This window comes from Pseudomonas sp. Irchel 3F3, from assembly GCF_900187545.1.
GTDB lineage: Bacteria > Pseudomonadota > Gammaproteobacteria > Pseudomonadales > Pseudomonadaceae > Aquipseudomonas > Aquipseudomonas fortuita.
The window spans coordinates 136,073-146,357 of record NZ_FYDS01000014.1; the positions used below are offsets into that span (position 1 = coordinate 136,073).

Consider the following 10,285-nt stretch of genomic DNA (forward strand, 5'->3'; position numbering starts at 1 on the left):
CGCGTCAAACCTATTAACACATGCCCGCACGGCACTATCGGAGTTGGTTAAGTCGCATGAAAGCAATCGTTACTGGGATCACTGGTCAAGACGGCGCCTACCTGGCGGAACTGCTGCTGGAAAAGGGCTATACAGTCTATGGCACCTATCGTCGTACCAGCTCGGTTAACTTCTGGCGCATCGAGGAGTTGGGCATTCACACCAACCCTAACCTGCACCTGGTCGAGTACGACCTCACCGACCTGTCGGCCAGCATTCGCCTGCTGCAAACCACGGAAGCCACCGAGGTATACAACCTCGCTGCGCAGAGCTTTGTTGGCGTATCGTTCGAACAGCCACTGACCACCGCCGAAATCACCGGCCTGGGTGCTGTGAACCTGCTCGAGGCCATTCGTATCGTCAATCCGAAGGCACGTTTCTATCAAGCGTCGACTTCGGAAATGTTCGGCAAGGTCCAGGAAATTCCACAGGTCGAGACCACCCCGTTCTACCCGCGTAGCCCTTACGGCGTGGCCAAGCTGTACGCTCACTGGATGACCATCAACTACCGTGAGTCGTATAACATCTTTGCCACCAGCGGCATCCTGTTCAACCATGAGTCGCCACTGCGCGGCCGTGAGTTCGTGACCCGCAAGATCACCGACTCGGTGGCCAAGATCAAGCTGGGCCTGCTGGACAAGCTGGAGCTGGGCAACCTCGATGCCAAGCGCGACTGGGGCTTTGCCAAAGAGTACGTCGAAGGCATGTGGCGCATGCTGCAAGCTGAACAGCCTGATACCTTCGTGCTTGCCACCAACCGCACCGAAACCGTACGTGACTTCGTGTCCATGGCGTTCAAGGCTGCCGGCATCGAAATCAACTGGAGCGGCAAGGACGAGGCAGAGCAGGGTACCTGCGCAGCCAGCGGCAAGGTACTGGTTGTCATCAACCCGAAATTCTACCGCCCGGCCGAAGTCGAGCTGCTGATCGGCAACCCTGACAAGGCCAAGCAAGTGCTGGGTTGGGAACCGAAAACCAGCCTGGAAGAGCTGTGCCGCATGATGGTCGAAGCCGACCTGCGTCGTAACGAAAAAGGGTTCTCGTTCTGATGCAAATGGCCAGTAAACGCGCGCTGATTACAGGTATTCACGGGTTCACCGGCCGTTACATGGCGGCCGAATTGCGGGCCAGTGGCTACGAAGTGTTCGGGACTGGGAGCCAGCCTTTGCAGGCCCCCGACTATCGTCAGGCCGATCTGACCGATGGGCCGGGCCTGCGCGCGTTGCTGGCCGAACTGCAGCCAGATGTCGTCGTGCATCTGGCTGCCATAGCTTTTGTCGGGCATGGTGCCGCCGATGCGTTCTATCAAGTCAACCTGATAGGCACACGGAACCTGCTCGAAGCCATTGCAGCCTGCGGCAAAACACCAGAATGTGTGTTGATTGCCAGCAGTGCCAACGTGTATGGCAACGTTTCCGAAGGGATGCTGGGCGAACAGACCCCACCGGCGCCCGCCAATGATTACGCGGTCAGCAAACTGGCCATGGAATACATGGCGCGGCTGTGGTGTGACCGGTTGCCTATCGTCATCACGCGTCCTTTCAATTACACCGGTGTTGGGCAGGCAGAAAACTTCCTGCTGCCCAAGATCGTTTCGCACTTCCGCCGCAAGGCTGACACCATCGAGCTGGGCAATCTCGATGTCTGGCGGGACTTCAGTGACGTACGTGCAGTCGTGCGGGCATATCGTGGCCTGATCGAGGCGCGCCCGTTGGGGCAGGTGGTCAATGTAAGCTCGGGCTCTACCCACTCGCTGCGTGAAGTTATTGGCAAATGTTCCGCCATCACTGGGCATTCCATCGAAGTACAGGTTAACCCGGCATTTGTTCGCGCCAATGAGGTCAAGACCCTGTGCGGTGATAACAGTTTGCTGAAAGGGCTGGTGCCCGGCTGGCAAACACCCTCGCTGGATGACACCTTGGGATGGATGCTTGCTGGTAAATGAAGCTCATCCTTTCTGTCGAGCCGGTGCGCTTCCCTCTTACCGGTATCGGGCGCTACACCTACGAGCTGGCTTCCCGCCTGCAACAAAGCAGCGAACTAGAAGAGTTGCGCTTGTTCGCCGGGCGCAGATTCTTGCAGGCGCTGCCTGAGGCTACCGATAAATCGGATGCCGTGCATGGCTTGAAGCGTCTGGTGCAAAAAAATGCGCTGGCAGTGGAGGCCTATCGGCGCTTGATGCCGTATTTGCGTGAGCGTGCGTTGCGTGGCCATGATGACTTCATCTATCACAGCCCTAATTACTACCTGCCAAAGTTCGCCGGCCGTACCGTGGCGACATTCCACGACTTGTCGCCCTTCACCTGGGCGCATTGCCACGCGCCGCAAATTGCCCGCTATTTGCAGAAGGAGCTCAAGCTGACACTTGAGCGTGCAGATGCGCTGATCACCGATTCGAGCTATACCCGACAGGAATTGGCGGACTATTTTGCCTGGCCGCTTGAGCGTATTCACACCGTTCCGTTGGCCAGCTCGCCAGAGTTCCACCCCCGTCCGTATGAAGCGTTGCGCGAAGCGCTGTCGCGTCATGGCCTTGAGCCGGGTGGCTATAGCCTGTTCGTCGGCACCATTGAGCCGCGCAAGAATATCGAGACCCTGCTGGATGCTTACGGTCGGTTGCCTCTTGCATTGCGCCAGCGCTGGCCGCTGATCCTTACGGGCTACCATGGCTGGCGCAGCGAGGCGATCCACGGCCGCATTGCCCAGGCACAACAGCAAGGCTGGGCGCGCTATCTCGGTTTTGTTGCCAGCGAAGACTTGCCCCTGCTGTTTGCCGGAGCACGGCTGTTCACCTTCCCATCCCATTATGAAGGGTTTGGCTTGCCCGTACTCGAGGCCATGAGCTCAGGGGTGCCTGTGGTGTGTTCCAACAGTTCTTCGCTGCCGGAAGTTGCAGGGCCGGCGGCGTTGATGTGCTCGCCCGACGACGTGGAGGGCCTGACTGCATTGTTGTGCCAGGGCCTGGAAGACGAAACCTGGCGCGCAACTGCGGTGCAGCAGGGGTTGCAGCATGCCGGGGGGTTCTCTTGGGAGCGCTGTGCACAGGCAACCATCGAGGTCTATAAATCGGTCAGGGAACGATGATCAAGGTCCTGCATTTTTTTAAAACGTATTACCCCGACTCCATGGGGGGTATCGAGCAAGTCATTTTTCAGATTGCAGAAGGTACTCAGGCCCATGGCGTGCAACCCGAGGTGCTTTACCTGAGCCCGCGCGGCGCTGCGCGCAATGAAACAGTGGGCAATCATGTAACGCACCGATCCAAGCTTGATTTGCATGTGGCCTCGACCGGCTTTTCGTTGTCGGCCATGAAGGACTTTGCCGAGTTGGCCGCCCAGGCTGACATTGTGCATTACCATTTCCCTTGGCCCTACATGGACCTGGTGCATTTCCTAGCGCGGCTGAACAAGCCCACGGTGGTCAGCTACCATTCCGACATCGTCAAGCAGAAGTGGCTATTGAAGCTATATCAGCCGTTGATGAACCGGTTTTTTGCCAGCGTTGACCGGATAGTAGCATCCTCGCCCAACTATGCTGCGCACAGCCCAGTGCTGACGCGGTTCAAGGACAAGGTCGAAATTATTCCCTACGGTCTCGACCGTGGCACCTATCCCAAGGCGTCGGTTGAAAAACTGGCTTATTGGCGTGCACGTCTGGGCGAGCGCTTCTTCCTCTTCGTAGGGGCCCTGCGCTATTACAAAGGGCTGGATTATCTACTGGAAGCCGCGCACATCAATCGGTTGCCGGTGGTGATCATGGGCGGCGGCTTTCTTGAGGCGCAGCTCAAGGCGCAGGCGCAGCAGAAGGGCCTTGGCAACGTACAGTTCCTGGGTGGCCTTGGAGATGACGACAAGGCAGCGTTGCTTGAGCTGTGCTATGCATTTGCCTTCCCGTCCCACCTGCGCTCCGAGTCATTCGGCATCTCACTGCTGGAAGCGGCGATGTATGGCAAACCGTTGATTTCCTGTGAAATGGGTTCTGGTACCACCTTCATCAATTTGGCTGGCGAGACCGGTCTTGTGGTGCCGCCGCGTGACGCTGCAGCGCTGGCTCAGGCCATGCAACGCTTGTGGGATGACCCGACGTTGGCGCAAGCCATGGGCGCCAAGGCACTGCAGCGTTACGAGGAAGTATTTACCGCATCGGCAATGGCCAGTGCGTATGCCGGCCTCTACCGTAGCCTGTTGTAAGCGTTACCCACCCGATGGGCTACGCTGCCGTTCAGCCTTGGCGGCACTTGGGTAAATTGAGATCTGATTTCATGGAACGACGCACCATTCTTGTTACAGGCGCCAGCGGTTTTGTCGGCAGCGCAGTCTGTAGTCGGCTGGCAACGATGGGTAGCTTCGCAACCCGTGCGGCTTTGCGTGGCACTGGCCGCGGAGATACCACGGGCGTTCAGGTTGTGACGGTAAGCGACCTGGCTGCCACCACCGATTGGGCACCGGCACTGGCAGGTGTCAGCGTTGTGGTGCATGCCGCAGCCCGGGTGCATGTGATGAAAGAAACCGCCGCCGATAGTTTGGCCGAGTTCCGTCGGATCAATGTCGAGGGCACCCTCAACCTGGCCCGCCAGGCAGCGGCAGCTGGTGTGCGGCGTTTTATTTTCATCAGTTCGGTCAAGGTCAATGGTGAGGCGAGTCAACCCGGCCGGCCCCTGTGCGCCGACGACGCACCGGCACCTCAGGATGCTTACGGCGTGTCCAAGCATGAAGCGGAGCAGGGGTTGCGCCAACTGGCGGCAGCTACCGGCATGGAGGTTGTAGTCATCCGCCCGGTGCTGGTTTACGGGCCAGGTGTCAAAGCCAATTTCCGCAGCATGATGCGCTGCGTGCAACGGGGCTTGCCCCTGCCTTTCGGCGCGGTTGATAACCGTCGCAGCCTGGTGTCGCTGGCAAATCTGGTCGATTTGATCATCACTTGCATCGACCACCCGGGCGCCGCTAACCAAACCTTCCTGGCCAGTGACGGCGAAGATGTCTCGCTGGCGTATCTGTTGCGTGCGCTTGGCCGTGCACTGGGCAGGCCCGCCCGGCTTTTGCCTGTGTCCTCAGCCCTGTTGCACTGGGCAGCCCGGCTGATTGGCCGACAGGACCTTGCCCAGCGCTTGCTCGGCTCGCTGCAGGTGGACATCGATAAAAACCGGCAACTGCTCGGCTGGCGCCCCCCTTACACGTTGGAGCAAGGACTGAACATGGCCGCTCGATCTTTTCTGGAAAACCGCCGCGTATGATATGGCTGATCGTCGTGGCAGGCGTCGCGTCCTGGTGTATGACCGCAGTATTGCGCCGCTATGCGCTGTCACGCAGCCTGCTGGATATCCCCAATGCTCGTAGCTCGCATACCTTGCCAACCCCCCGTGGTGGTGGCCTGTCATTCGTGGTGGCGATGCTGGTTGCCATGCTTGGCCTGGCTTGGGCCGGGTCCATCGCTCCGGTACAGCTGGTCAGCTTGCTGGGTGCGGGGGGGCTGGTTGCCCTGATCGGCTTCATGGATGACCACGGGCACATCGCTGCACGGTGGCGTTTGCTGGGGCATTTCGCAGCGGCCGGATGGGGGCTTGCCTGGCTTGGCGGGATGCCGCCTCTTTCTGTCTTCGGCCTGGCGCTGGGGCCGGTCTGGTTAAGCAGCATCATAGGGGTACTGTATCTGGTGTGGCTGCTCAACCTTTACAACTTCATGGACGGCATCGATGGCCTTGCCAGTATTGAGGCCATTTGCGTATGTCTGGGCGGGGCCTTGCTTTACTGGGTTAGCGGCCATGCTCAGGCTGCATGGCTGCCGCTATTACTGGCGGCGTCCGTGGTTGGCTTCCTGTGCTGGAACTTCCCGCCCGCCCGCATCTTCATGGGCGATGCAGGCAGTGGCTTCCTCGGCATCGTGCTGGGTTTGCTGGCATTGATGGCGGGTTCGGTAAACCCGCTATTATTCTGGGGGTGGTTAATACTTTTGGGTGTGTTTGTAGTCGACGCCACATTTACCCTGGGGCGTCGCCTGTTGCGCGGTGAAAAGGTTTACGAAGCGCATCGTAGTCATGCCTATCAGTATGCTTCGCGCCACCACGGCAGCCATCGGCCTGTAAGCCTGGCGGTGGCGGCGATCAACCTCGCTTGGCTGTTGCCAATAGCGCTTGCGGTGGTGCTCTTCAAGGTTGATGGCGCCACGGGAACCCTGGTCGCTTATGTGCCTCTCATAGTCTTGGCGGTCACCTACCATGCAGGGAAAAAGGAATAGGATGGGCGGGCAAGGAAGCCATCGTAGAGAGCTGCTAACGCCGTGGTATGGCCGGCCAGCGCTCAGGTCATTCAAACGAGGTTCTTTTGCGCTGAGGAGTGCCGAATGAGCGACGAGAAGAAAGACAGAATGCGCCAGTATCTGGTCAATCTGTCCCGGCGTCAGAAACGGCTCATTCAGGTGTGTACGGACATCTCGCTGATCTGGTTCGCGTTGTGGCTGTCCTTTATCGTGCGCTTGGGCCTCGATGAAATGTACAACCCCATCGTCACGCACGCCTGGCTGTTCGTGGCTGCTCCTGCGGTGGCCATCCCGTTGTTTATACGGTTTGGCATGTACCGGGCAGTGATGCGCTATTTTGGCAATGATGCCCTCGTCACCATCATCAAGGCTGTGACACTGTCATCGCTCATTCTGGCGGTGGTGGTGTATTGGTACAGTAACCATCAGGTTGTTGTGCCGCGGTCGATCATTTTCAATTACTGGTGGTTGAGCATGGTCATCATCGGCGGTTTGCGCCTGATCATGCGGCAGTATTTCCTGGGTGACTGGTTCACCGGGGCTCATCAGATTCCGTTTGCCAACCGCGATGACGGCCTGATCAAAGTAGCTATCTACGGAGCGGGTACGGCAGGCAATCAGCTGCTGGCTGCGCTGCGAATGGGGCGGGTGATGCGGCCCGTGGCGTTTATCGATGACGATAGCGACCTTGCCAACCGTGTCATTTCGGGCTTGCAAGTCTACAAGCCCAAGCATTTGCAACAGATGATCAAGGAAACGGGGGCTCAAGAAATTCTTCTGGCGCTACCCTCGGCCTCACGCGCAAGACGAAAGGAAATTCTTTCTTTCCTTGAGCCTTACCCATTGCACGTACGGAGCGTGCCAGCTTTCGCCGACCTGGCCAGTGGCCGGGTAAAAGTGGATGACATTCAGGACGTAGACATCGCCGATCTGCTGGGGCGTGACCCGGTTCCCGCCCAGGAAGGGCTGCTTGAGCGCTGCATCTACAAGCAAACCGTGTTGGTCACCGGGGCGGGGGGCTCCATAGGTGCCGAGCTGTGCCGCCAGATCATCGGGCTGGGGCCTACCACGCTACTGTTGTTCGATCACAGTGAATTCAACCTTTACAGCATTTTGAGTGAGTTGGAACAGCGCATCTTGCGTGAGTCGCTATCGGTCAGGCTGTTGCCGATTCTGGGCTCGGTTCGCAATCAGCAGCACTTGGTTGATGTAATGGCCACCTGGCGCGTCGATACGGTCTACCATGCGGCAGCCTACAAGCATGTGCCGATGGTCGAGCACAACATCGCCGAAGGTATTCTCAACAATGTTTATGGCACGTTGTGTACTGCCCAGGCAGCACTGCAGACCGGTGTCGCCAACTTCGTGCTCATTTCCACCGACAAAGCCGTGCGGCCGACTAATGTCATGGGCAGCACCAAGCGGTTGTCCGAGCTCATCCTGCAGGCGCTGAGCCGCGAGGCGGCACCGGTGATGTATGGAGACAGCAGCAAGATTGCCCGGGTGAACAAGACCCGGTTCACCATGGTGCGCTTTGGCAACGTTCTGGGCTCTTCCGGGTCGGTGATTCCGCTGTTTCACAAGCAGATCAAGGCGGGTGGGCCGTTGACGGTAACTCACCCGAAAATTACCCGTTACTTCATGACCATCCCCGAAGCTGCCCAACTGGTGGTGCAGGCCGGTGCCATGGGGCAGGGCGGCGATGTGTTCGTGCTGGATATGGGTGAGCCAGTACGCATTGTCGAGCTGGCCGAAAAAATGATCCACCTCTCGGGGCTGAGTGTGCGCAGCCAGGGCAACCCGCAGGGCGATATCGCCATCGACTTCACGGGGCTACGCCCCGGTGAAAAGCTCTACGAAGAGTTGCTTATCGGCGATGACGTATCGCCCACAGCCCACCCGATGATCATGGCCGCCAACGAAGATTTCCTGGCGTGGGATTTTCTGCGTGAGCGGCTGACCCAGTTGCTGGCTGCGGTTGCCGACGATGACTTCACCCGTGTGCGACAGTTGTTGCGAGAACTGGTCAGTGGTTACTCGCCTCAGGGAGAAATTGTGGATTGGGTGTATCTGCAGCGGCGCCAAGGGCTGTTGGACCGATAGGGCGGCAGCTAATGCGGCCCGCTTGCCGGCGATGGCCGCATAACCGCCTTGATTGATTAACCGCTGCCCTGGGGCAAGTTCGTCGCTACAGCTTAAACCCGCTCTGGCCCTACCAACGGCTCTGCAGTACGCCGTTGTTGAAGATGTCACGCCGCTCCAGGCGCCCCACCTCCTGATGCTTGGCCAATGCATAAATGCGGTCGAAACCCGCGCGGCCAATGTTCGGGAAATACGTGGCCAGCGCCTGCTCTACCGCGCTGTCATAGTCCGCTTCGGTGATGTACCGATAAATCTCACGGAAGTAGATAAAACCAAACTGGAAGCCCAGGATTTCATCCGGGTAATCCGTTTGGCCGAAGAAGCAGTTTTCCAGGTCGATGGCGCGAGCTTTACCCTGTTGGGGCAGCATGACATTGGCAACCCACAGGTCCATATGCGTAATGCCTCGGCGGTGCAATGCATGCAGCAGCTCGAAGGTAGCCTCTATCACGGCGCTCACTGCTGCGGGCGCCTCACGGGCTTTGCTCAACCCGTCGACGTGATCGTGCAGCAACTCGGTAATCAGGAAAAAGTCCTGCATCAGCCCAAGCTTCGAGCTGGTGTATCCATAACCGATCAGCCCCGGTACCCGGGCGCCTCGCTTGGCCGCTTCACGCGTGTTAATCAGCTCTTCAATGGGCCAGTCGTACATCCCGTTGCGCTTTGGGTTACCACGTTGCATGCGCCATTTTTTTTTCAGTGAGTCGAGCTTTTCGCGTTTGGCAAAAAGCTTGCTGGCGCTACACGGGAGCGGCGCACTCACGCGTTTGGCGGTTGGCGTCTGTTCCACCAACTGCTCGATAGCTTGCCGGGTATGGCTGGGGAGGACGGTTTGAAAATGCAGGGTGGCATCACGATAACGCACAACATGGGGGTACTCGTTTTGCCAAACCCGGGGATCGCCTACCACGTCACATCCTTATGAAATCAAAATGCCATCATCCTAATGGATCCAATGATACATTTCTCTGCCTTATTCCGTACACTTTTTTACAATTCTGCACGATGAGCGGGAGAAGTCACCTTCATGGCTGGCAACCGGCTATTAGCAGCACATACAATGCCAGGTTGCTTTACATGGGCACGCAAGCACCAAGCAGTCTTTCAGTTCAGGGGCCAAACAGTTGCTGCTACCCAGGCCCCGCTGCAGTGGGGCTATTCAAGGAACGATGTACATGAAGGAACCGAGTTGCAATGTCGTATTACCGTAACCCCCATGATGTAACGCGCATGCCCGCCTGGCAGGCGCTGAATGAACATCGCAAAGCCATGCAAGGCTTCAGCATGCGCGAAGCCTTCGCCGCCGATGCCCAACGCTTTGACCAGTTCTCACTGAGCTGCTGCGGCCTGTTCCTCGACTACTCGAAAAACCTGATCACCGAACAAAGCCGCGACCTGCTGGTGAACCTGGCCAACGAAGTGGGCCTGCAGGGCGCCATCAAGTCGATGTTCAGCGGCGAAATCATCAACGCTTCCGAAGGCCGCCCGGTGCTGCACACCGCCCTGCGCCGGCCGGTGGGCGACAAGCTCAGCGTCAACGGCGTGGACGTCATGCCGGAAGTGCACAAGGTGCTCAACCAAATCACTGAACTGGTCGGGCGCATCCATTGTGGCCAGTGGCGCGGCTACAACGAGACGCCGATCACCGACGTGGTCAACATTGGCATCGGTGGCTCGTTCCTTGGCCCCGAGCTGGTTTCCGAAGCGCTACTGCCTTACGCTCAGCGTGGCGTACGCTGCCACTACCTGGCGAACATCGACGGCAGTGAATTCCACGAGCTCTCGGCCAACCTGCGCGCCGAAACCACCCTGTTCATCGTCTCGTCGAAGTCGTTCAACACCCTCGAGA

Annotated in this window: 8 protein-coding genes and 1 pseudogene; 8 read left to right on the forward strand and 1 reads right to left on the reverse strand. The window is 58.4% G+C overall.

From position 1 onward, the window contains the following. Nucleotides 1–56: 56 nt before the first annotated feature. From gmd to CKW35_RS25055, 7 genes are all read left to right on the forward strand, one after another. Nucleotides 57–1,088, forward strand: a complete 1,032-nt coding sequence (gmd, locus tag CKW35_RS25025; protein WP_016485391.1) for a GDP-mannose 4,6-dehydratase — start codon at nt 57–59, stop codon at nt 1,086–1,088. After that, nucleotides 1,088–1,984: a GDP-mannose 4,6-dehydratase gene (locus CKW35_RS25030; protein WP_095117091.1), complete on the forward strand. Its 897-nt coding sequence runs from the start codon at nt 1,088–1,090 to the stop codon at nt 1,982–1,984. Before gmd ends, CKW35_RS25030 begins: the two co-directional genes overlap by 1 nt. Beyond that, nucleotides 1,981–3,123 (forward strand): glycosyltransferase family 1 protein, encoded by a 1,143-nt coding sequence (locus CKW35_RS25035; RefSeq protein WP_095117093.1) that lies wholly within the window; start codon nt 1,981–1,983, stop codon nt 3,121–3,123. The genes CKW35_RS25030 and CKW35_RS25035 overlap by 4 nt, the downstream gene beginning before the upstream one ends. Continuing rightward, on the forward strand, nt 3,120–4,229 hold the full coding sequence (locus CKW35_RS25040; RefSeq protein ID WP_095117095.1) for a glycosyltransferase family 4 protein: 1,110 nt from the start codon (nt 3,120–3,122) through the stop codon (nt 4,227–4,229). The genes CKW35_RS25035 and CKW35_RS25040 overlap by 4 nt, the downstream gene beginning before the upstream one ends. Before the next feature lie 71 nt (nt 4,230–4,300). Continuing rightward, entirely contained in the window at nt 4,301–5,272 is a 972-nt protein-coding gene (locus tag CKW35_RS25045) for an SDR family oxidoreductase (RefSeq protein WP_095117097.1), read from the forward strand. Next, entirely contained in the window at nt 5,269–6,273 is a 1,005-nt protein-coding gene (locus CKW35_RS25050; RefSeq protein ID WP_016485396.1) for a glycosyltransferase family 4 protein, read from the forward strand. Before CKW35_RS25045 ends, CKW35_RS25050 begins: the two co-directional genes overlap by 4 nt. Nucleotides 6,274–6,378: 105 nt before the next feature. After that, nucleotides 6,379–8,397: a nucleoside-diphosphate sugar epimerase/dehydratase gene (locus CKW35_RS25055; RefSeq protein ID WP_016485397.1), complete on the forward strand. Its 2,019-nt coding sequence runs from the start codon at nt 6,379–6,381 to the stop codon at nt 8,395–8,397. A gap of 109 nt (nt 8,398–8,506) precedes the next feature. Here the strand turns inward: CKW35_RS25055 and CKW35_RS25060 are convergent, their stop codons facing one another. Continuing rightward, on the reverse strand, nt 8,507–9,118 hold the full coding sequence (locus tag CKW35_RS25060; RefSeq protein WP_256583419.1) for a lipopolysaccharide kinase InaA family protein: 612 nt from the start codon (nt 9,116–9,118) through the stop codon (nt 8,507–8,509). Nucleotides 9,119–9,630: 512 nt separating this feature from the next. Between CKW35_RS25060 and CKW35_RS25065 the strand changes: the two are divergent. Further along, nucleotides 9,631–10,285 (forward strand): annotated as a pseudogene (locus CKW35_RS25065) (glucose-6-phosphate isomerase); the annotation flags it as partial.

Excerpts from the sequence above, each read along its gene's own strand:
- CKW35_RS25030 (WP_095117091.1), top strand. The coding sequence starts at position 1,088 with ATGCAAATGGCCAGTAAACGCGCGCTGATTACAGGTATTCACGGGTTC.
- gmd (WP_016485391.1), top strand. The coding sequence starts at position 57 with ATGAAAGCAATCGTTACTGGGATCACTGGTCAAGACGGCGCCTACCTG.
- CKW35_RS25050 (WP_016485396.1), top strand. The coding sequence starts at position 5,269 with ATGATATGGCTGATCGTCGTGGCAGGCGTCGCGTCCTGGTGTATGACC.
- CKW35_RS25045 (WP_095117097.1), top strand. The coding sequence starts at position 4,301 with ATGGAACGACGCACCATTCTTGTTACAGGCGCCAGCGGTTTTGTCGGC.
- CKW35_RS25040 (WP_095117095.1), top strand. The coding sequence starts at position 3,120 with ATGATCAAGGTCCTGCATTTTTTTAAAACGTATTACCCCGACTCCATG.
- CKW35_RS25055 (WP_016485397.1), top strand. The coding sequence starts at position 6,379 with ATGAGCGACGAGAAGAAAGACAGAATGCGCCAGTATCTGGTCAATCTG.
- CKW35_RS25060 (WP_256583419.1), bottom strand. The coding sequence starts at position 9,118 with ATGCAACGTGGTAACCCAAAGCGCAACGGGATGTACGACTGGCCCATT.
- CKW35_RS25035 (WP_095117093.1), top strand. The coding sequence starts at position 1,981 with ATGAAGCTCATCCTTTCTGTCGAGCCGGTGCGCTTCCCTCTTACCGGT.